General features: G+C 60.2%; 20 protein-coding genes. 10 read left to right on the top strand and 10 right to left on the bottom strand.

Annotation, left to right across the window (positions count from 1 at the left end):
* Positions 1 to 185 precede the first annotated feature (185 nt).
* The 8 genes from tal to ACM5SV_RS21190 all read left to right on the top strand — a co-directional run bounded on the left by tal (position 186) and on the right by ACM5SV_RS21190 (position 6738).
* Positions 186 to 1151 carry a transaldolase gene (tal, locus tag ACM5SV_RS21225; protein WP_003543075.1) on the top strand — a complete coding sequence of 322 codons (966 nt, stop codon included), beginning with the start codon at positions 186 to 188 and terminating at the stop codon, positions 1149 to 1151.
* Positions 1152 to 1243: 92 nt separating this feature from the next.
* On the top strand, positions 1244 to 1912 hold the full coding sequence (locus tag ACM5SV_RS21220) for a DUF1345 domain-containing protein (protein WP_221991258.1): 669 nt from the start codon (positions 1244 to 1246) through the stop codon (positions 1910 to 1912).
* A 123-nt stretch (positions 1913 to 2035) separates the two neighbouring features.
* Positions 2036 to 2482, top strand: a complete 447-nt coding sequence (locus ACM5SV_RS21215; protein ID WP_017995234.1) for a DoxX family protein — start codon at positions 2036 to 2038, stop codon at positions 2480 to 2482.
* Between the two features lie 125 nt (positions 2483 to 2607).
* The gene (locus ACM5SV_RS21210) at positions 2608 to 3099 is read left to right on the top strand and encodes a hypothetical protein (RefSeq protein ID WP_222014808.1); all 492 of its coding nucleotides are present in this window, start codon (positions 2608 to 2610) and stop codon (positions 3097 to 3099) included.
* A gap of 194 nt (positions 3100 to 3293) precedes the next feature.
* Complete coding sequence (locus ACM5SV_RS21205; RefSeq protein WP_222014807.1) at positions 3294 to 3572, top strand: hypothetical protein; 279 nt, start codon at positions 3294 to 3296, stop codon at positions 3570 to 3572.
* A 251-nt stretch (positions 3573 to 3823) separates the two neighbouring features.
* Complete coding sequence (locus ACM5SV_RS21200; RefSeq protein ID WP_222014806.1) at positions 3824 to 4546, top strand: response regulator; 723 nt, start codon at positions 3824 to 3826, stop codon at positions 4544 to 4546.
* Complete coding sequence (locus ACM5SV_RS21195; protein WP_222014805.1) at positions 4543 to 5919, top strand: sensor histidine kinase; 1377 nt, start codon at positions 4543 to 4545, stop codon at positions 5917 to 5919. Before ACM5SV_RS21200 ends, ACM5SV_RS21195 begins: the two co-directional genes overlap by 4 nt.
* Positions 5920 to 6078: 159 nt before the next feature.
* The gene (locus ACM5SV_RS21190) at positions 6079 to 6738 is read left to right on the top strand and encodes a DUF3313 domain-containing protein (RefSeq protein ID WP_032996720.1); all 660 of its coding nucleotides are present in this window, start codon (positions 6079 to 6081) and stop codon (positions 6736 to 6738) included.
* Between the two features lie 76 nt (positions 6739 to 6814).
* Here ACM5SV_RS21190 and ACM5SV_RS21185 read toward each other — a convergent pair whose 3' ends face one another.
* From ACM5SV_RS21185 to ACM5SV_RS21155, 7 genes are all read right to left on the bottom strand, one after another.
* Positions 6815 to 6988, bottom strand: a complete 174-nt coding sequence (locus ACM5SV_RS21185) for a DUF1328 domain-containing protein (protein WP_003552965.1) — start codon at positions 6986 to 6988, stop codon at positions 6815 to 6817.
* Positions 6989 to 7138: 150 nt separating this feature from the next.
* Complete coding sequence (locus ACM5SV_RS21180) at positions 7139 to 8566, bottom strand: gamma-aminobutyraldehyde dehydrogenase (protein ID WP_221968796.1); 1428 nt, start codon at positions 8564 to 8566, stop codon at positions 7139 to 7141.
* 13 nt (positions 8567 to 8579) lie between these two features.
* Positions 8580 to 9392 carry an ABC transporter permease gene (locus ACM5SV_RS21175; RefSeq protein ID WP_221968794.1) on the bottom strand — a complete coding sequence of 271 codons (813 nt, stop codon included), beginning with the start codon at positions 9390 to 9392 and terminating at the stop codon, positions 8580 to 8582.
* Positions 9382 to 10344: an ABC transporter permease gene (locus tag ACM5SV_RS21170; RefSeq protein WP_222014804.1), complete on the bottom strand. Its 963-nt coding sequence runs from the start codon at positions 10342 to 10344 to the stop codon at positions 9382 to 9384. The genes ACM5SV_RS21175 and ACM5SV_RS21170 overlap by 11 nt, the downstream gene beginning before the upstream one ends.
* Positions 10341 to 11327, bottom strand: a complete 987-nt coding sequence (locus ACM5SV_RS21165; RefSeq protein ID WP_222014803.1) for an ABC transporter ATP-binding protein — start codon at positions 11325 to 11327, stop codon at positions 10341 to 10343. Before ACM5SV_RS21165 ends, ACM5SV_RS21170 begins: the two co-directional genes overlap by 4 nt.
* Positions 11328 to 11538: 211 nt before the next feature.
* The gene (locus ACM5SV_RS21160; RefSeq protein ID WP_419425394.1) at positions 11539 to 12699 is read right to left on the bottom strand and encodes an ABC transporter substrate-binding protein; all 1161 of its coding nucleotides are present in this window, start codon (positions 12697 to 12699) and stop codon (positions 11539 to 11541) included.
* 116 nt (positions 12700 to 12815) lie between these two features.
* Complete coding sequence (locus tag ACM5SV_RS21155) at positions 12816 to 13724, bottom strand: LysR substrate-binding domain-containing protein (RefSeq protein ID WP_222014800.1); 909 nt, start codon at positions 13722 to 13724, stop codon at positions 12816 to 12818.
* A gap of 178 nt (positions 13725 to 13902) precedes the next feature.
* Here ACM5SV_RS21155 and ACM5SV_RS21150 point away from each other — a divergent pair, with 178 nt between their 5' ends.
* Positions 13903 to 14631, top strand: a complete 729-nt coding sequence (locus ACM5SV_RS21150; protein WP_017995221.1) for a hypothetical protein — start codon at positions 13903 to 13905, stop codon at positions 14629 to 14631.
* Positions 14632 to 14643: 12 nt separating this feature from the next.
* Here the strand turns inward: ACM5SV_RS21150 and ACM5SV_RS21145 are convergent, their stop codons facing one another.
* Entirely contained in the window at positions 14644 to 15534 is an 891-nt protein-coding gene (locus ACM5SV_RS21145) for an AraC family transcriptional regulator (RefSeq protein WP_222014799.1), read from the bottom strand.
* 132 nt (positions 15535 to 15666) lie between these two features.
* Here ACM5SV_RS21145 and ACM5SV_RS21140 point away from each other — a divergent pair, with 132 nt between their 5' ends.
* The gene (locus tag ACM5SV_RS21140) at positions 15667 to 16419 is read left to right on the top strand and encodes an SDR family NAD(P)-dependent oxidoreductase (protein WP_222014798.1); all 753 of its coding nucleotides are present in this window, start codon (positions 15667 to 15669) and stop codon (positions 16417 to 16419) included.
* Positions 16420 to 16586: 167 nt separating this feature from the next.
* Here the strand turns inward: ACM5SV_RS21140 and lysS are convergent, their stop codons facing one another.
* Positions 16587 to 18083 carry a lysine--tRNA ligase gene (gene lysS, locus ACM5SV_RS21135; RefSeq protein WP_017995218.1) on the bottom strand — a complete coding sequence of 499 codons (1497 nt, stop codon included), beginning with the start codon at positions 18081 to 18083 and terminating at the stop codon, positions 16587 to 16589.
* A gap of 22 nt (positions 18084 to 18105) precedes the next feature.
* The gene (gene gltX / locus ACM5SV_RS21130) at positions 18106 to 19572 is read right to left on the bottom strand and encodes a glutamate--tRNA ligase (RefSeq protein WP_017995217.1); all 1467 of its coding nucleotides are present in this window, start codon (positions 19570 to 19572) and stop codon (positions 18106 to 18108) included.
* Positions 19573 to 19581 lie beyond the last annotated feature (9 nt).

Raw genomic sequence — 19581 nt, 5'->3', positions numbered from 1 at the left:
TCGTTTGCGTGCGAGCAGCCGTTCGTTCGCGGCCGGAACACGGCCACTGTCCTTCACGTTTATGAATCATCCGTGACGGATGCGCGCATTTTCGCCTGCAGCATGCAAACAACCTGTCGGTAGATCACCTTTGCCCGGCGGAACTCGCGCCGGTCGCAGCCCAAGTTCAACAAGGATTATTGACCATGACATCCAAGCTTGACCAACTTCGCGAGATTACCACCGTGGTCGCCGATACCGGCGACATCGAAGCCGTCGCCCGCCTGAAGCCGGTCGATTGCACGACGAACCCGAGCATCGTGCTCAAGGCTCTCGGCACGCCGATGTTTGCCGACGCCATCAAGGAAGCCGTCGCCTGGGGCAAGAAGCAGGGCGGCAATCCCGAAGCCGTTTCTTCCGCCGTCGCCGATCGCCTCGCCATCTCCGTCGGTGCAGCCCTGGTGAAACTCGTCCCGGGCCGCGTCTCGACCGAAGTCGACGCCGATCTTTCCTTCGATACCGAGGCTTCGCTAGCCAAGGCGCGGGCCATCATCGCCGCCTACAAGGATCGCGGTATCGGCCAGGACCGCATCCTCATCAAGCTCGCTTCCACCTGGGAAGGCATCCGCGCCGCCGAAGTGCTGCAGAAGGAAGGCATCGATTGCAACCTGACGCTTCTCTTCAGCAAGGCCCAGGCGATCGCTTGCGCCGACGCCAAAGTGTTCCTGATCTCGCCCTTCGTCGGCCGCATCCTCGACTGGTACAAGAAGTCGACCGGCAAGGACTACACTGCCGAGGAAGATCCGGGCGTCATCTCCGTCCGTGAAATCTACAACTACTACAAGGCGAACGACATCAAGACGATCGTCATGGGCGCCTCCTTCCGCAGCGCCGGCGAAATCGAAGCCCTTGCCGGCTGCGACCGCCTGACCATCAGCCCGAACCTGCTCGACGAGCTCGCCAAGGATGAAGGCAAGCTGGAGCGCAAGCTCTCGCCGGAGAGCCGCAAGCCGGATCCGAAGGTCTCCGTCGACGAGAAGACCTTCCGCTGGATGATGAACGAAGACGCGATGGCGACGGAAAAACTCGCCGAAGGCATCCGCGCCTTCGCCAAGGATCTCGGAACGCTGCGCACCATGGTGCAGAAGGAACTGCAGCTCGCCGCCGCCTGATAAGGCTCGGCCACAATCGGAGGCGCGGCTGCCGGCTGGCAGGCGCGCCTTTTTCATGCTGTTATCAAGGGCATATGCTGTCGGAGACCGATATGGCGGATGAGGAACGGGCAAATTCGCTTGCAGCATTTGCCTACAAGCATGCGAGCTTCATCTTTGCCGTTGTTGCCGGACTGGTGGTCTTCTTGGCGCTGACCTCACGCGACGTCAGCGCCGGCAATATCCTGTTCGGCTGGAATGTCAGCGCCGGCGTTTTTGTCGCGCTCAGCTGGCGCAAGATGCTGCGGGCGACGGTCGAAAGCATCCGGAAACGTTCGGAGGATCTCGATTTCTCCGACACCGTCCTCTTGGCTCTGTCGATCGGTGCCGCCCTTGCCAGCATTGCCGGGATCGGCCTCGAGCTTCATTCGATCAAGGAGGCGGCACCTGACGTCGCGCTGGCGCGGGCAGGTGTTGCGGTTCTGACGATCCTGATTTCCTGGATCTTCCTGCATACACTCTTCACCATCCACTATGCCCATTATTTCTATGGCGGGGCGGACGAGGAGGGTGGGCTGAAGTTTCCGGACGGGATCGAAGAGCCCGGCTACTGGGATTTTCTCTATTTCTCCTTCACCATCGGCGTTGCCGCACAGACGGCGGATGTCGCGGTCAGTTCGACCAGCATGCGCAAGCTGACGCTGCTGCATGCCGTGCTGTCGTTCCTGTTCAATACGACGATCCTGGCGCTTGCGATCAACGTCGGGGCTAGCCTGCTATAATGCATCTTGCCAGAGTGGCTGCGAGGATCTGAGGAGCTGTAAAGAGCCATCAGGTCCAGCGGCAGCATAGGATCTGAGCGCACGAGCGGGCGGGCGGACCGCCTGCTCTTCAAATTGGAGGGTGTGATGGAAAGCGCCTCAAGCCGGCCCCGACTGGCCGATCTCATTCTTCTTCTCGGCAGGCTTCTGCTGTCGCTGATCTTCCTGCACGAAGCTTGGTCACTCGCGGCAGATATCACCGCGACTTTCGACATTTTCGCGAAACTGGGGCTGTCGGCGCCGGTCGCGCTTGCCACCATTGCCCTTCAGATCGGCGCCGGCCTTTCCGTTGCGACAGGCTTCTTCAGCCGGCTTGGCGCATCGGCATTGGCGCTCTTTTGCCTGGCGACCGCCTTGCTCTTCCACACGAATTTTGCCAGCCAGAACGAACTGCTGCATTTCGAGAAGGACCTGGCGATTGCCGGCGGCATGTTCGTGCTGGCGGCTTCGGGTGCGGGATCGATATCGATCGACAAGCTGCTGAGAAAGCGGGCCGGGATGCATCCCTGGCTCAAGGCGGTGTTGTCCTAAATATTTACCGAGGACGGCCATCTTGGGCTGAATTTCTCGAGCGCTCGCGGGCGCAATAAAACCAAATAAAACCGAATAAATAGAAGCGTCGATGCGGGCTACACTTTTGGCGACAGGTCAGGAGTGTGCCAGTGATGTCTTCCGCGCAAAGCAACCAGCAAAAACCAATTCTCGTCTTTCTCGGAAAAGATGCTGCCTGCGATATCGTCTCGAAGCTGAATGAGAACGGATATGCCGCGACGGCGGTGTCCTCAATACCGGAGCTCTTCGACGCCTTGCGTTCGGATCGATATTTTCTGGCCGTAACGATGCGGGCGGACATCGATATGGTCCGAAACATCAAGCCGATACCGGTCATCAATCTCGAGGTGTTTTTCCATGCCGTCCAGCCGGCCACGAAGGCGGTTCACTCCTCGAAGGAATTCGATAGCGATGCATTTCTGAGAAGGATCTCGGCCCTTACCGAGTCAAGGACAGGCAGAATTGCTGCAGTCCAGAGAGCCCCTGCTGCGAACGAGACGGTGATTGCAGGCACGGCGAAGGCATCCCGGTGGCGTGCCGCCACATCCCTTCTTTTAAGCCGCCGCGCTGCGCCCAGCGCAGAACGAGCCGATTAGAGGTGACCGAATTCCCGTCGCCGACGGACCGGTCTTCGCGTGATTCAGATCCCGATGACCCGGCCCCGTCTCTCCGGCCGGCCACGCTGCGCCTCGTTCCGGACGATTCCTATGAGCATATTTCTACCGGGTTTCGGCGGCTTGAAAACGTCATTCCGAGACCGGAGCTTTTTACGTGGTGCGGATGTCTTCTCATGTTTCAGTTGCTCGGTGCAGCATCGGCAAGCGGATATATCATCACGGCATTGTTCCTGCTGGTGGCGATCGGTCGTCTCGCCAGACGCGCTCTCGATAAGCTCACCGCAGGGCTCCCGAAGCGCTCGGCGTTGAAATTTTATACGACGGCGGTCGTCTCTCTGGTGTTCTTTTGCCTGCTGGTCGTCCGGATGTGTTTCATCGCCACGGTCATCATTGACAGCGCCATCCTAGGTGACAAGGTGGAAATCAGCGGCGATCTCGAAAGGCAGTTTTGACGCCGGACCCCGTGTCGAAAATCCTGCAACATATCTCAACATTATCGAATATAGCATTGCACGACACTTGATATCCTGAAGGCGGAGACCGCGTCGACGCGGCGACAGATATCGCTTGGTATCTGAAGACCGGGAGATAATCACCGCGGTTGTCAGTCGACGAGGCCGCCTGACCTAGACACGGTGAAACGTGGTAATTTCGCGTCGGGAGACATCTCCCGGCAAGAGAACGAATGACGATGGCATAAGAAATGGCAGCTCCCAATCAGGTTCATATCCTCATCGTCGAAGACGATCCCGCAATCGCAGATATGCTGGTGGACCTTGTTCGAAGCAGCGGCTTCGAGGCCTCGTCGGTGGACAGCGGCGCGGCTATGGATCGAATGATGGCGCGACAGCAATACGATCTCATCGTTCTCGATGCGATGTTGCCGGGCGAGGACGGCTTCAGCATCTGCAGACGGCTTCGTGCAGCGTGCTCGGTGCCAATCCTGATGCTGACGGCGCTGCAGGAGGATATCGACCGCATTCTCGGCCTGGAGCTCGGAGCCGACGACTATGTCACGAAACCATTCAACTCCCGCGAGCTGTTGGCCCGGATCAAGAGTATTCTCCGCAGAGCGTCATATGCTCATCATCAGGAGGAAGCACTTGGACCGATGATGTTCTCGGGATGGCGCATCGATCCCAAAAGCCGCCAGCTCCACGACGCGGATGGAGCGCAGGTTTCCATGACAACCGCGGAGTTCGATATCCTCCTGGCCTTCTGCTGCAATCCCAACAAGGTCTTGACGCGCGAACAGCTGTTGTCGATGACACATGCCGGATCGGCGGGGCCGGTCGAGCGCAGCATCGACGCCCATATCAGCCGGGTCAGGCAAAAGATCGAACCAAATCTGAAAGATCCGACGTTCATAAAGACGGTGCGGCTGGGGGGATATCTCTTCGCATCCACGGTAGAGCGTCTCTCTTGAGAAATTTCCGGCGCGCTTCGATCCAAAGCCAGATCCTCATATTGGCGACCTTGCTTGTCGTGCTCGTTTCCGTGGTGGCGACCGCCATGGAGCCTTATATCTACGGCCGTCATGACCGCGGGTTTCAAAACGGCCTGTTTGCTGCCAGAGCGGCAATGGTCGCGGAGCAATTTTCCCAGGCAAGTTCAGCGCAAGATGAAGTCGCCGTTCTCAAGAGAGCAGCGGCACTCGGTGTTGGGGTCGAAAAATTGTCCCTGGATCGGCCGCTTGCCGGCCAACAGCAGATGGTATCTCCAAGCGAGTTGGTGGCGCGTATCAACGCAATGCTCGCCGATAATATTTTCGCGGCATTTCATCGCTTCGTCATCGGTCAATCGCACCCTGATATCCTGACCGTCGGAATCGACGACAAGCGTGCCCTTGTCTTTCAGCTACCGGTTTTTCCCAGCTACGTCTGGTTCGTTCCAGCCGCCGCCAGCGGGTTTCTGAAAATCGTCATCCCATTGGTGCTGCTTGCATATTTCAGCAGTCGGCTCATCACCGAACCTCTGAGGCACTTTGCCGCCGCCGCAAAACGAGTAAGCATGGAGGGCAGTTGGGAAAAGCCTTTCGAAGCGGACGGCACAGCCGAGATTCGAAGCCTGGCGGAATCACTGAACGTCATGAGCGATCGAATCCAGAGCATGGCGGAGGATCGAACAAGAATGCTGAGCGGCGTGGGCCATGATCTCAGGACACCTCTGACGAGATTGCGGATGCGTGCCGAGCGTTCCGGCGAGCCCGAGCTTCGCAGCCTGATGCTGGCCGATATCGCCACCTTGAGTTTCATGATCGACGAGTGCCTGGCCTATTTCAAAGATGCGTCCACTGCGGAGACTGATCGAAAGGTCGATATCTCAAGCCTGCTGCAGACGATTGCGACAGACTTCTCCGACGTGGGCGTCGATGTAAGCTTCACCGGTTCGCGGCGGCTGGCGTTTGTCTGCAAACCTCAGGCCCTGACTCGGGCAATCACGAATCTGGTCGACAATGCGTCTCGTTATGCAAAGCAAGTCGAAATCGATCTGCAAGAGAGCGACGATGGCGGGATCAAAATATCGGTGGGCGACAACGGCCCTGGTTTGACCGATGAGGCCAAGGCGAAAGTTCTGGAGCCGTTCTTCAAAGTGGATAAATCCCGCCAGATCGGTGCCCAGGGCGGTTCCGGGCTTGGGCTCGGCCTTCCGATCGCCAAAGGAATTGTCACCAAAGCGCACAATGGACAATTGTCGTTGCTGGACAGGGAGCCAACCGGCCTGGTCGTCGTGATCGATCTTCCCGCCCCTCAGGCGATCCAGCCCGAAGGCGCGCCGCCGATCCCTTCATCACAATGACTATTGCCCGGCCGTCGCGTCATCACGCGTCGCGCTGCTTCGGAGCGAACACGGCTCACGAACATTTCCGCATATCATAGCAAACACAGCAACATTCGAATTCCATAAAACCGCTGCCAGCAGATGCCATTCGGCATTTCCAAAGCTGGAGCCAAGTCATTGATAAAAAATTTGAAAGTCGGCGCCGCACTGATACTCGCCTGTTCGAGCGTTGCCGCATGCACGACCCCTGACCCCACGGTCTATTCCGGACTTGCTTCGGCATCACAGCTCCAGCCGAACACTGAGGATAAAACCGGCCGCGTGCCGTATCGCTATCAGACGAAAGTCAACTGGAGCCAGTACAACCGGATCATCGTCGATCCCGTAACCGTCTATAACGGTCCTGACAGTCAGTTTGGCAAGCTTCCGGAAAAAGACAGGATCTTCCTGGCCAATTACATGCAGACTCAATTCACCGAAAGATTGAAGACGCGCTTTGCGGTCGTCAGCGCAGTCGCTCCGGCAACTCTCAGATTGCATCTGACGCTGACGGGCGCCAAGGCAACGACTGCGGTCCTCGGAACGGTCACGCGCATCGACGTTGCAGGCGGATTGTACAACACCGTCCAGGCCGCTCGCGGCCGGGAAGGCTCGATGACCGGCTCGGTGAATTATGCCGTGGAGATCTATGATGCATCGAGCAATCGTCTCCTGTCTTCCTATGTCACCAAGCAATATCCCAATGCGATGAATATCGGCGCAAGCTTTACGGCGATGGATGCCTCCATGGTGGGCGTCCGTAAAGGTGCCGACGCTCTGCTCGCCGAGTTGAAATAGGATCAAGAGCAAAGGGGTTGTGGCGACAACAGACGGCGAGGGCCGCAAGCGCAAGACGCAGCGGCCCCGCGCCCGCTCACAGGATGGCCTGGCCGGCCATCAGCGCAAGGACAAGGAAGATCAGGAAGATCACCAGCGCAATGCCGAAGAGAACGCGGGCGATCGTCGCGGTAGCGGCGGAGACACCCGAGAAACCGAAGAAGCCGGCGATGATCGAAATCACGAAAAATATCAGAGCCCATTTCAGCATGACATCATCCTTTGCGTTTGCCTGGGAAAGACGCAGCAACCGGGAAAATGTTCCAGGTCGCTTGAATGGAATGGCGATCAGTGTGGAGCACCCTCCCAGTGCTACCGATGGGCATTGCGTTGAATTTCGTAGCCTTGCCTTTCCCGGCGATCAGCCGTGATTGATCATCACGTGGCGTACGGCGGTGTAGTCTTCCAGCGCGTAGACCGACATGTCCTTGCCGTAGCCGGACTGCTTGAGGCCGCCATGCGGCATCTCATTGACAAGCATGAAATGGGTGTTGATCCAGGTGCAGCCATATTGCAGTCGGGCAGCGGTCTTCATGCCGCGGCCGATATCCTTGGTCCAGACGGAGGAGGCGAGGCCATAATCGCTGTCATTCGCCCAGGCGACGGCATCCTCGGCATCGGAAAAGCGGGTGACCGACACGACCGGACCGAAGACCTCGCGGCGGACGATCTCGTCGTCCTGCGTGGCGCCAGCAATGACGGTCGGGGTGAAGAAGAAGCCCTTGTCGCCGGAGACCTTGCCGCCGGCGGTGATTTCCATGTGCTTGTGCTCGGAAGCACGGGCGACGAAGCTTTCGACGCGGTCGCGCTGACGCTTGGAAATCAGCGGGCCGATCTCGTTTTCGGTATCGTCGGCCTGGTTGAAGCGGATGCTCGAGACGGCTGAGGAGAGGTCGGCGACGAAATTGTCGTAAACCTTGGCATCGGCATAGATGCGGCAGGCGGCAGTGCAGTCCTGGCCGGCATTGTAATAGCCGAAGGTGCGGATGCCCGCGACGACGGCGTCGATATCGGCATCGTCGAAGATGATGACCGGGGCTTTGCCGCCGAGTTCGAGATGGGTGCGCTTGACCGTCTTGGCGGCGGCCTGCAATACCTTCTTGCCGGTCGCGACATCGCCGGTGATCGAGATCATGCCGATCTTCGGATGGTTGATCAGCGCATTGCCGACGCTTTCGCCGCGGCCGAGGATGACGTTGACGACGCCCTCGGGAAGGATTTCGGAAAGCAGTTTCGCCATTTTCAGCGCCGTCAGCGGCGTCTGCTCCGAGGGCTTGAAGACGACGGTGTTGCCGCCGGCAATCGCCGGCGCCAGCTTCCAGGCCATCATCATCAGCGGATAGTTCCAGGGTGCGATCGAGCCGACGATGCCGATCGGGTCGCGGCGGATCATCGAGGTATGGCCGGGGAGATATTCGCCGGCGGCCGGTCCATGCAGGTTGCGCACGGCGCCCGCGAAGAAGCGATAACAATCGACGATCGCCGGGATTTCGTCGTTCAGCACGGCATTGATCGGTTTGCCACAGTTCAGCGCCTCCAGCGTCGCGAAGCCGACGGCATCCTTCTCGATCGCATCGGCGATCTTCAGCAGGTAGCCGGAGCGCTCGCCGGGCGTCGTCTGCGACCAGCTCTTGAAGGCCTTTTCGGCGGCGTCGACGGCTGCGTCCACCTGGGAAAGCGAGGCTTCGGCAAGATCCAGCACCGTCTCGCCCGTCTTCGGGTTCAGGATGTGCTCTTCCGTTTCCGTGCCTTTTTCAAAGCGGGAACCGATCAGCATTTGGATATCCATGATGTTCTCCCTGTTATTTGCCGGCGCCGGCGATCTGATCGCCGTCACGGGTGAGGTAGTAGGCTGCCAGGATCGGCAGGAAGGTGACGAGCACGACGACCATGGCGACCACATTGGTGACGGGACGCTGGCGCGGGCGGATGAGCTCTTCGAGCATCCAGATCGGCAAGGTCGATTGCTGGCCGCCGGTGAAGGTGGTGACGATGACCTCGTCGAAGGAAAGCGCGAAGGCGAGCATGCCGCCGGCGAGAAGGGCAGTGCCGATATTCGGCAGGATGACATGGCGGAAGGTCTGGAAGCCGTCGGCGCCGAGATCCATCGAGGCCTCGATCAGCGAGCCGGAGGTGCGGCGGAAGCGAGCGACCGCATTGTTGTAGACGACCACGACGCAGAAGGTGGCGTGGCCGAGCACGATGGTCCAGACCGAAAACGGGATGTCGAACAGGCTGAAAGCGGAGCGCAGCGCAATGCCGGTGATGATGCCGGGAAGCGCAATCGGCAGGATGACGAGCAGCGAGATCGCTTCGCGGCCGAAGAATTTCGTCTGACTGACGGCTGCCGCGCAGAGCGTGCCGAGCACCAACGCGATCGCCGTGGCGATGACGGCGACCTGCACGGAAAGCCCGAGGGCCGACCAGACATCAGGCCGGTTCCAGGCGATGGCGAACCATTGCAGCGTCAGGCCGGGCGGCGGCCATTGATAGCTCTTCTCCTCCGTCGTGAAGGCATAGACGAAGATCAACAGGATCGGCAGATGCAGGAAAAGCAGCCCGCCGGCTGCGGCGATCTTCAGTGGAAGCGGTGATGTCTTCTGGTCAGAGCGCATCGAAGGCTCCCTGTTTCTTGGCGAGCCAGAGATAGAGCGCCATGATGACGATCGGCACGACGGAGAAGGCGGCCGCCAGCGGCACATTGCCGGCCGTTCCCTGCTGGGTATAGACCGCCTGGCCGATGAAGAGCCTGGACGAACCGATGATCTGCGGGATGATGTAATCGCCCAATGTCAGCGAGAAGGTGAAGATCGAACCGGCAACGATGCCAGGCAATGCCAGCGGCAGCAGTACGGTGCGGAAAGTCTGGCGCGGCGTGGCACCGAGATCCGACGAGGCTTCGATCAGGTTGCCGGGCACGCGCTCGAGGGCTGCCTGTGTCGGCAGGATCATATAAGGCAGCCAGATATAGACGAAGACGATGAAGGTGCCGAGGTAGCTCACCGAGAGCGAATTGCCGCCGATGACCGGCAGGTTCAGGATGCCGTCGAGCAGCCAGGAGAGATGCAGCTTCTCGAAGATCCAAGTGAGGATGCCTTCCTTGGCGAGGATCAGCTTCCAGGCGTAGATCTTGACGAGATAGCTCGACCAGAGCGGCAGCATGATGCCGAGATAGAAAAGCGCCTTCCATTTGCCTTGCGCATAACGCGCTGTGTAGTAGGCGATCGGGAAGGCGATCAAGGCGGAAGCGATGGTCACCAGCGCTGCCATGACGAAAGTGCGGATGATGATGTCGAAATTCGTCGGGTTCAGAAGCTGCGCATAGGTCGAAAGCGTGAATTCGTAATTCACCAGGCCTGAAAAATCGTCGATCGAGAAGAAACTCTGCAGAAGCAGGGCGAGCAGCGAACCGATATAGATGATGCCGAGCCAGAGCAGCGGCGGCGCCAGCATGAGGAAAAGCAGCAACTTCGGGCGTCGCCAGAAGGCATCCGACAGGCGGCCGAAGAAGCCGCCGCGACCTGGCAGGATCGATGTTTGCCCGTTGATGATGGCGAGCGCCGTCATGCCGCGTCATCCATGTAGTGGATATCGGCGGGCTGCCAGGCGAGGTGGATGCCGGCGCCGATATCCGGTACATCAGCCCCCGCCGGCAGCATCACATGCAGCCGCGCGCCGCTGAGGCCAACGGTAAGGCGCGTGGCTGCGCCGAGAAAGCTCGCATTGTCGACCTGCGCCTCGACGCCGTCGCCTGCCAGCCGGATCGCTTCGGGGCGGAGGCTCGCCCAGCGTCTTTCGCCGCCGAGCGAGGCCATGAGATCAGGCGCGATGACGTTCGACGAGCCGACGAAATCGGCGACGAAGCGGTTCTTCGGGCGGCGGTAGATATCCTGCGGTGTGCCCTCCTGGACGATGTTGCCATCGTTGAAGACGGCGACGCGGTCGGCCATGGACAGGGCCTCGCCCTGATCATGGGTGACGAAGACGAAGGTGATGCCGAGCGCGCGCTGCAGGCTCTTCAACTCTTCCTGCATCTGTTCGCGCAGCTTCAGGTCCAGTGCGCCGAGCGGCTCGTCGAGCAGCAGCACCTTCGGCTTGTTGACGAGTGCGCGGGCGAGTGCCACGCGCTGGCGCTGGCCACCGGACAGCTGGCCGGGGCGGCGGGCGCCGTAGCCCGGCAGCTTGACGAGCTCGAGGGCGTCGCCCGCAGCCTTCATCCGTTCCGCCTTGCCGACGCCCTTGACCATCAGCCCATAGGCGACATTGTCGAGGATGTTCAGATGCGGGAACAGCGCGTAGTCCTGGAACACGGTGTTGACGTTGCGGCGATAGGGCGGAACGCCCTCGGCCGTCTCGCCGAAGATCTGGATATGGCCCGATGTCGGCTGTTCGAAGCCGGCTATCAATCGCAGGCACGTCGTCTTGCCCGAGCCGGAGGGGCCGAGCATCGCGAAGAACTCGCCCGGCGCGATCTCGAGATCGACGCCGTCGACGGCGCGAACCTGGCCGAAATGGCGCGATACCTGCTGGAAACGGACGGCGGGTGTCATTTGGGGGCTCCGGCTTCTTTGCTTTTAGGGAGGCTGAGGTCTTGGTTTATAAGACCCCGCCCCAAACCCCTCCCCACAAGGGGGAGGGGCTTAACCTGCCGTACCCTTTTGCAAATACCTTGGTGTTTCGGCAGGATTCGGCGATGCCACTCAGAGAGCCCTCCCCCCTTGTGGGGAGGGAGGGGGTCTTTACCCCACGAACGGGCCGGGTTTACCGCCCGCCGATCACGCCGATATAATCCGACACCCAGCGATGGTACGGCACGCATTCGCTCTGCGTGGTGCATTTGGCGACCGGGGTCTTCCAGAACTTGATCTTGTCGAAGTGATCGAAGCCGTTGGTGGCGCAGCCGGCATCGCCCATCAGTTCGTTGCCCTTGCAGGCGGTGGGAACGGAGGGAACAGCGCCGAACCAGGCGGCGGCGTCACCCTGGACCTTGGCCTTCAGCGAATGTTCCATCCACATATAGGCGCAGTTCGGATGTTCGCTGTCGGCGTGCAGCATGGTGGTGTCGGCCCAGCCGGTGACGCCTTCATCCGGGAAGGTGGAGGCGATCTTCTGCTTGTCTGCCTGCAGCAGGTTCACCTGGAAAGGCCAGGAGCCGGAGGCGACGACACCTTCGTTCTTGAAATCGTCGATCTGGATCATCGCATCGTGCCAGTAGCGGGAGACGAGCTTGCGCTGGCCGCGCAACAGGTCGAGGGCGGCCTTGTACTGGTCCTCGTTCAGCTCGTAGGGATCCTTGATGCCGAGATCCGGCTTATGGGCCATCAGATATATGGCGGCATCGGCGATGTAGATAGCGCCGTCATAGGCCTGGACGCGGCCCTTGTTGGACTTGCCGTCGGGCAGTGTCTGCTCCTCGAAGACGACGTTCCAGCTGGTCGGCGCCTTGTCCTTGAAGGCATCGGTATTGTACATCAGCACGTTCGGCCCCCAGAGATAGGGCACGCCGTAATGCACGCCGCCGACCGTATACCACGGTCCGTTCTGCAGACGCTCGTCGACGGTCTTGAAGCTCGGGATCAGATCGGTGTTGATCGGCTGGACACGCTTGCCGGCAATAAGGCGGAGCGAGGCGTCGCCCGATGCCGTGACGAGATCGAAGCCGCCTTCGTTCATCAGCGACACCATTTCATCCGAGGTGGCGGCGGTCTTGACGGAAACCTTGCAGCCGGTCTCCTTTTCGAAATCGGTGACCCAGTCGTAGTTCTTGTCGGTTTCGCCGCGTTCGATATAGCCGGCCCAGGCAACGATGCTGACCGCACCTTCGCCCTTGCCCAAGGCCTTCAGCGGTTCGGCGGCGATCACCTGCGTCGCGAAGCTCACGCAGGCGAGCGCTGCCGTGCAGGATTTCAACAGATTCGTCATCATCCGTCTCCCGGTTTGCCACTTCCGTGGCGGTTTGTTCCCGGATGAAAAGGTGACGCGAAAAAGCCGCTTTCGCAAATTCATTTATCAGAAAGGCGATATCGGAAATTCCGATATCAGCGGATGCGACCGGATCTTAAGCTCTCGGCGATACCGACGAAATCGCGCGCCGCCTGCGGGAGGCTGGAGCCTTTGCGCCAGACCATGCCGACCTGGACGACCGGCAGCGATCCGGAGACGTCGCGGCTCTCGATGCGGTCGCCTTCCAGCGACCATGGTCGGTAGACAAGATCGGGAAGCAGGGCCACGCCGGCTCCCGTTGCAACCAAGCTGCGCACAGCCTCCACCGAGCGGGTGCGGAAGGCGACATGCGGGCGGGCGCCGAGGGCTGAGAGCAGCTTGCCGGTGTTCTCCTCGATTTCGTCGACCGTCAGCATGATCAGCGGTTCGCGGGCGATGTCGGCGACCGAGATGATGTCGGCCGAAACCAGCGGATGGCCCATCGGCAGCCATAGTCGATAGGGCGAGGTTTCCAGGATCTCCGCCTGCAGCGCCATGCGGTCGCGCAGGTTTGATATCACCATGACGGCGACATCCAATTCGCCGCCGACCAGGAGATGTTCGAGATAACCGCCATTGTCCTCGGTGGCGCTGACCTCGATGCCTGGACAGGCGCGCCTGTATCGCGCCAGCAGGTCGGAAAGCACGTAGCCGGCGACAAGTGAGGTGACGCCGATGTTCAGCGTGCCGGAGAGGGCGCTTTGCTGGCCGGAAAAGCTGGTCCGCGCATCGGAGACGGAGGCCAGGATCTTCGTCGCGTGACGCAGGAACTGGTGGCCGTTATGGGTGATGGTCAGGCCGCGCGGATGGCGCTCGAAGAGCGCGACGCCGAGGTCGGTTTCGAGCTCCTTCAGCGCTTCCGTCACCGAGGATTGAGAGATCGAAAGATTCTGTGCGGCGCGCGTCACCGAACCCTGTTCGGCGACGGCGACGAAATATTGAACCTGGCGAAGCGTGAAGGCCATGGGCGTTTAGAGCATGGCGGAACAGGCCGTGGCAAGCGGCCCGGAAAGCGGACCTTTTTTGGTGTTTTCTCAAAATGGCGCAGGCTTCACACGCCCACTTAAACTTTCGGAAACGTCATTTCTTTAGCGTTCTCAGCACTTGTCCTGCGTTGGAGTTTCAGATGGCGGAGCAGTTGGCGTGAAGGCCTTACTGCGCATCTTCCGGCCCTCCCGGAAATTGGCAATCATCATCGGTGGAGTCGCTCTTCTCATGGGCGTTTCCGGCGGCGCGGCGGTGTATGTCGGCAAGGACAGGCTGATCGGTGCAACTGGTGGTGGCTACGGGCTCGAATGCAGCGACGTTAACCTGGTGACGATCAGGAAGCAGGACCACGTCTGGGTGCGCAAATACATCAAGACCGAACCGACCGACGGGATGACGCGCGTCAAGACCGCGCTTCGTGTCGCTCAGGCCGTTTATGCCGCGCAGAAGCCGGATCTGGTCCAGGTGGTGGTGCTTGACGAAAACGGACCGACACTGCGCGCCGATATTCGCGGCCGGGCGATCGGCGCTGATGTCGTCTATATCCCGCATCCCGACAAGACCGTTCCGGGACTCGACGACAAGTCTTATACAGCGCGCTACTACGACGGCAAGGCCAGTGAAAACGGGCTGTTCTTCGGCGAGCGGATAGAGATGCCGTTCGACGAGATCGCCATGATCAGCGCCGCTTTCAAGGATCCCGAGGATTGCGTCGACCCAGTCGCGGTTGCTTCCACAAAGAGTGAGGGCAAGGCAGCCGCCGGCGGACACGGCGCAGCGCCGGAGACCAAGGAACCGTCTGCTCAGGAGCAGGCTGCCAAGGATGCTGCCACTCCAGCAGAAGCCGCTCCCGCAGAAGAACCGCCGGCCAAGAGCGGGCACTAAACCCAAAAAGCATCAGGCGGCAGGCCTGATATTTCCCCTTATCAGCGAGGCGTCGCGCGCCGGTGGCTGGCCGAAGAAGCGTGCATATTCCCTGGTGAATTGCGAAGCGCTTTCGTAGCCCACGGAATAGGCGACCGAGGATGCATTTCCGGATTGGGAAATCAGAAGCTGGCGGGCCTGCAGCAGGCGGATACGCTTCTGGAACTGGATCGGGCTCATCGCGGTCACAGACTTGAAATGGCGATGAAAAGCCGAGACGCTCATGGAGGTGAGGGCGGCAAGTTTTTCGACCTCGACCGCTTCGGCATAGTGCTCGCGAACCCAGCGGATGGCGAGCCGTATCCGCGACAGGGCGCTATCGGGTGCTGCGATATCGCGTAGCATCCAGCCCTGCGGCCCCTGCAGCACGCGATAGAGGATTTCGCGTTCGTAGGCCGGGGCAAGGGCAGGGATATCCTGCGGGCGCTCCATGAGTTGCAGCATCCGCAGCCAGGCACCCAGAAGTTCCGGCGTCATGCGACAGACGGAATAGCCGCCGCTTTGTCCCTCCTGATAGGATTGCGGCGGAAGATCCAGGAGAAGCACTGCGACCTTTGCCGGATCGAGCGATAGGCTGACGCCGATATAGGGCCGGTCGGGACCTGCCTGCTGCACCATGCCCGTCGCCGGCACATCGATCGATATCACGAAGTAGCTCGCTGGATCGTAATAATAGTCCTGCCCGGCGATCGTCAGCGTCTTGCTGCCATCGAGGATCAGGTTGACCATCGGCTCATACACGGCGCCGAGCTTGTGTTCGGGGATCTCCCCCTTGACCATCAGGATGCCGGGGATGCCGGTTTCCGTCGGGCGGTTTTCAGCGTGGGCCGTCAAGCGGCGCATCTCTTCGAGCATTGTTTGCATGGTGAAATCCTGACCCAGCAAGTGTCACGGCGCAAGGTAAAAGCAGGAATAGGCAAGAACGAGGCAGTTTCCGGCGGAGTGCAGGCCGGCTGTTTCCCATAGCTTCCGGCCATCGAAGCAAAGGAGACAGAAATGAAAATCGCAATCATTACCGGCGGCAGCCGTGGCATTGGTCAATCGGCAGCGCAGGAATGCGCAAGGCGCGGCATGGGTGTCATCCTCACCTATAACAGCCACAAGCCAGGTGCGGATGACGTCATCGCCGCGATCAAGGCAGACGGTGGTCAGGCCGTTGCGCTTGCCCTCGATGTCGGGGATGCCGACAGCTTTCCGGCCTTCGTGGCGGAGGTGAAACGGCTGCTTTCCACTTATTGGGGCCGGAATACGTTCGATTGCCTCGTCAACAATGCCGGTTTCGGCATGTTCAATCTCATGGAGACGGTGACGACGGGCCAGTTCGACGCTCTGATGAATGTCCACCTGAAAGGGCCGTTCTTCCTGACGCAGGCTTTGCTGCCGCTAATGGTCGATGGCGGCGTGATCCTCAATGTAACGAGCGCTTCCGTTCGCGTCGCAACAGCAGGCGTTGCGCCCTATGCAGCCCTCAAGTCCGGACTTGAGACGTTGACCCGCTATCAGGCGAAGGAGTTCGGCGATCGCAGGATCCGCGCCAATGCCATCTCGCCCGGTCCTATCCGTACCAATCTCGCCGACGCTGCGCTGGACAAGAACCCGGAGTTTGCCGCGTTGCTTGCCTCACAGACGGCTCTCGGCCGTATCGGCGAAGCCGAGGATGTCGGCCGCGTCATCGCCATGCTCGCGTCCGACGACGGCGCATGGATCAATGCGCAGACAATCGAGGTCGCCGGCGGCTACATGATCTGAGTGTAGTGACGAGCGCGATCATGACACAAGCCATCGAAATAACGTCATTCCGTGATCGACCAAACCACTGTGTCTTGGTCCATCGGCTGGGTCTCCACCAGTCTGCTTAAAACAAAACGGAGCGTCCTTTTGGGCGCTCCGTTTTTTCACTTTAAAGAATGTGGTTCTCAGTCGGCTTTGCTGCGGCGGGCCGGGAAGAGGATGACGTCGCGGATCGACGGCGCATTGGTCAGAAGCATGATGAGACGGTCGACGCCGATGCCAAGGCCGCCTGCCGGCGGCATGCCCTGGTCGATGGCGTCGAGGAATTCCTCGTCCAGCTGCTTTTCCTTTTCGCCGCGGGCATGCGCCTGTTCGAGCTGCTCGACCATACGGCGGCGCTGCTCTTCGGGATCGTTGAGTTCCGAGAAGGCGTTGCCGAGTTCCCAGGCGTTGCAATAGGTCTCGAAGCGCTCGACCAGGCGCGGCTCGCCCGGTACTTCCTTGGCGAAGGGCGAGATGTCCTTCGGGAAATGCGTGACATGCGACGGCTGGATCAGGGTGGATTCAACCTTTTCTTCGAAGATGAAGGCGAGGCATTCGCCCCAGGTCCAATCCTTCTCGACCGCGAAGCCGACAGCCTTGGCGGCAATGCGCGCCTCTTCATCGGTCTTGATGGCGAGGAAGTCGATGCCGGTCGCTTCCTTGACGGCGTCGGGCATCGGCACGCGCTTGAACGGACCCTTGAAGGACATGGTCTTGTCGCCGAAGGGGAATTCTGTCGCGCCATGAATGGAGAGTGCTAAGCTCTCGAACAGCCGCTCGACGAGGTCCATGATGTCCTCGTAGTCGGCATAGGCCCAGTAACACTCCATCATGGTGAATTCGGGATTGTGCCGGGTGGAGACGCCTTCGTTACGGAAGTTCCGGTTGATCTCGAAGACCTTGTCGGTCAGCCCCGAGACCAGCGTGCGCTTGAGGAACAGTTCCGGCGCGATGCGCAGGTACATGTCAAGCTTCAGCGTGTTGTGATGCGTCTTGAACGGCTCGGCGGTGGCGCCGCCATAGACCGAATGCAGCATCGGCGTCTCGACTTCCATGAAGCCGTCATTTTCCATGAAGCGGCGGATGCCGGAGAGGATCTTCGAGCGCTGCTGGAAGCGGAGCTTCGAATCCTCGTTGGTCATGATGTCGAGATGGCGCTTGCGATAGCGCAACTCGATGTCGGAGAGGCCGTGCCACTTTTCCGGCATCGGCAGCAGCGACTTCGTCAGCATGGTGATTGTCTGCGCGTTGATCGTCAGCTCGCCGCGCTTGGTGCGGCGCACGATGCCGGTGACGCCGATGATGTCGCCGATGTCGATCATCGGCAGCAGGGCGCGGGCTTCTTCCGGGGTCGTGTCCTTGTGACTGAAAATCTGGGTCTTGCCGCCGGCATCGTGGATGTCCATGAACATGCCGGAGTTGCGCGACGAGTAGACGCGGCCGGCGACGGTGACGACATCCTGTGTCTCGACGTCAGGTTCCAGGTTCTCATATTTCGCGATGAGCTCGGCATTGGTCATCGTGCGGTGGAAATGCGCCGGATAGACCTCGCCGATCTGCTCGCGCAGCAGCTTCAGCTTCTGGGCGCGCACTTCCGTCGCGTCGGAGGAAAGGGTGTTTTCGGTCTTGTTGTCAGCCATTGTCGAAATCCTCTGACTGTTCTTACTTCGAGCCGACGAGGGCGGCGACCGCCTGCGAGGCGAGCTTCAGGCGCTGACGCACAACGGACCGGCCGAGGATCGCCATGGAATCGAAGAGCGGCAGCGAGCGCGACGAGCCGGACACGGCGACGAAGAGCGGCGAGACCACGACCTTCAGCTTCTTGCCCATGCGGTCGGCGATCGCGCGCAGCTCCGCCTCGATCGTCTCGACATTCCATTCCAAGATCTTTTCGAGATCCGGCTGAACGGTGTTGAGGATCTCCAGGATCTCTTCCGGCGGCGACTTGATCTTGGCGAAGTCGGAAGGCTGCAGGCCGAGATCGGACTTCAGCAGGAAGCCGGCAAGATCGGGCAACTCACCGAGCTTGGAAATGCGTGTCTGCGACAGGCGCAGACCTTCCTTCAGGCGGTCGTTTTCCATCGCCCAAGTCAGCACACGCGCCTGGAATTCCTCCTCGGAGAGCTTCTCGCGGATCCAGCGGCCGTTCAGCCAGTCGAGCTTCTGAATGTCGAAGATCGCACCGGCCTTGGAGAGGTTTGCCGGGTCGAACTTCTCGGAGAGCTCGTCCATACCAAGGAGCTCTTCGCCCTCGGCGATCTGGATGAAGAACAGGCCGAGGAAGTTCATCAGCGCTTCCGGGATATAGCCGAGCGCGGAGTAATACGAGATCGAGGTCGGGTTCTTGCGCTTCGACAGCTTCGACTTGTCGGCATTGCGCATTAGCGACAGATGCATGAAGACCGGCTGATCCCAGTCGAAATAGCGATAAAGCAGGATGTGCTTCGGCACCGAAGCCAGCCATTCCTCGCCGCGTGCCACATGGGTGATCTTCATCAGATGGTCGTCGATGACGTTGGCCATGTGATAGGTCGGCATGCCATCGGCCTTGACGAGCACCTGCATGTCGACCGAATCCCACGGAATGGAGACATCGCCGTAGACGCCGTCCGTGAAGTCGCATGAGCCTTCGGCCGGAATCTTCATGCGGATGACGGTCGTCTCGCCGGCGGCCATGCGCGAGGTGACTTCCTCGGCGGCAAGATTCAGGCAGAGGCCGTCATATTTTGGTGGCTTGCCGGCGGCGCGCTGGGTTTCGCGCATCTGCTCCAGCCGCGCGGGTGTGCAGAAACAGCGGAAGGCATGGCCTTTGTCCAGCAATTCCTGCCCGTAAGGCTGGTACATTTCCTTGCGGTCGGACTGGCGATAGGGGCCGTAGGGGCCGCCGATATCAGGGCCTTCCTTCCATTCCAGCCCGCACCATTTCAGGGCGTCCAACACCTTCGTTTCGAATTCCGGGGTCGAGCGTGTCGCATCGGTATCCTCGATGCGCAGGATGAACTCGCCGCCATGCTTCTTGGCGAAAAGGTAGTTGAAAAGAGCGATGTAAGCGGTGCCGACATGCGGCTCGCCGGTCGGCGAGGGAGCGATGCGGACGCGGACGCCGGTAGCTGTCCCGGAAACTGTCATTGTGTGTGC

This window comes from Rhizobium sp. CRRU65, from assembly GCF_048551595.1.
GTDB classification, from domain to species: domain Bacteria; phylum Pseudomonadota; class Alphaproteobacteria; order Rhizobiales; family Rhizobiaceae; genus Rhizobium; species Rhizobium leguminosarum_J.
The sequence above is the reverse complement of the archived record's forward strand: the minus strand, read 5'-3'. Positions and strand labels throughout refer to the sequence as shown.

Coding starts and splice junctions, on each gene's coding strand:
- ACM5SV_RS21205 (WP_222014807.1), top strand. CDS start 3,294: ATGTTTCAGTTGCTCGGTGCAGCATCGGCAAGCGGATATATCATCACG.
- ACM5SV_RS21170 (WP_222014804.1), bottom strand. CDS start 10,344: ATGACGGCGCTCGCCATCATCAACGGGCAAACATCGATCCTGCCAGGT.
- ACM5SV_RS21165 (WP_222014803.1), bottom strand. CDS start 11,327: ATGACACCCGCCGTCCGTTTCCAGCAGGTATCGCGCCATTTCGGCCAG.
- lysS (WP_017995218.1), bottom strand. CDS start 18,083: ATGGCTGACAACAAGACCGAAAACACCCTTTCCTCCGACGCGACGGAA.
- gltX (WP_017995217.1), bottom strand. CDS start 19,572: ATGACAGTTTCCGGGACAGCTACCGGCGTCCGCGTCCGCATCGCTCCC.
- ACM5SV_RS21220 (WP_221991258.1), top strand. CDS start 1,244: ATGGCGGATGAGGAACGGGCAAATTCGCTTGCAGCATTTGCCTACAAG.
- ACM5SV_RS21180 (WP_221968796.1), bottom strand. CDS start 8,566: ATGGATATCCAAATGCTGATCGGTTCCCGCTTTGAAAAAGGCACGGAA.
- tal (WP_003543075.1), top strand. CDS start 186: ATGACATCCAAGCTTGACCAACTTCGCGAGATTACCACCGTGGTCGCC.
- ACM5SV_RS21185 (WP_003552965.1), bottom strand. CDS start 6,988: ATGCTGAAATGGGCTCTGATATTTTTCGTGATTTCGATCATCGCCGGC.
- ACM5SV_RS21200 (WP_222014806.1), top strand. CDS start 3,824: ATGGCAGCTCCCAATCAGGTTCATATCCTCATCGTCGAAGACGATCCC.
- ACM5SV_RS21160 (WP_419425394.1), bottom strand. CDS start 12,699: ATGACGAATCTGTTGAAATCCTGCACGGCAGCGCTCGCCTGCGTGAGC.
- ACM5SV_RS21175 (WP_221968794.1), bottom strand. CDS start 9,392: ATGCGCTCTGACCAGAAGACATCACCGCTTCCACTGAAGATCGCCGCA.
- ACM5SV_RS21155 (WP_222014800.1), bottom strand. CDS start 13,724: ATGGCCTTCACGCTTCGCCAGGTTCAATATTTCGTCGCCGTCGCCGAA.
- ACM5SV_RS21140 (WP_222014798.1), top strand. CDS start 15,667: ATGAAAATCGCAATCATTACCGGCGGCAGCCGTGGCATTGGTCAATCG.
- ACM5SV_RS21145 (WP_222014799.1), bottom strand. CDS start 15,534: ATGCAAACAATGCTCGAAGAGATGCGCCGCTTGACGGCCCACGCTGAA.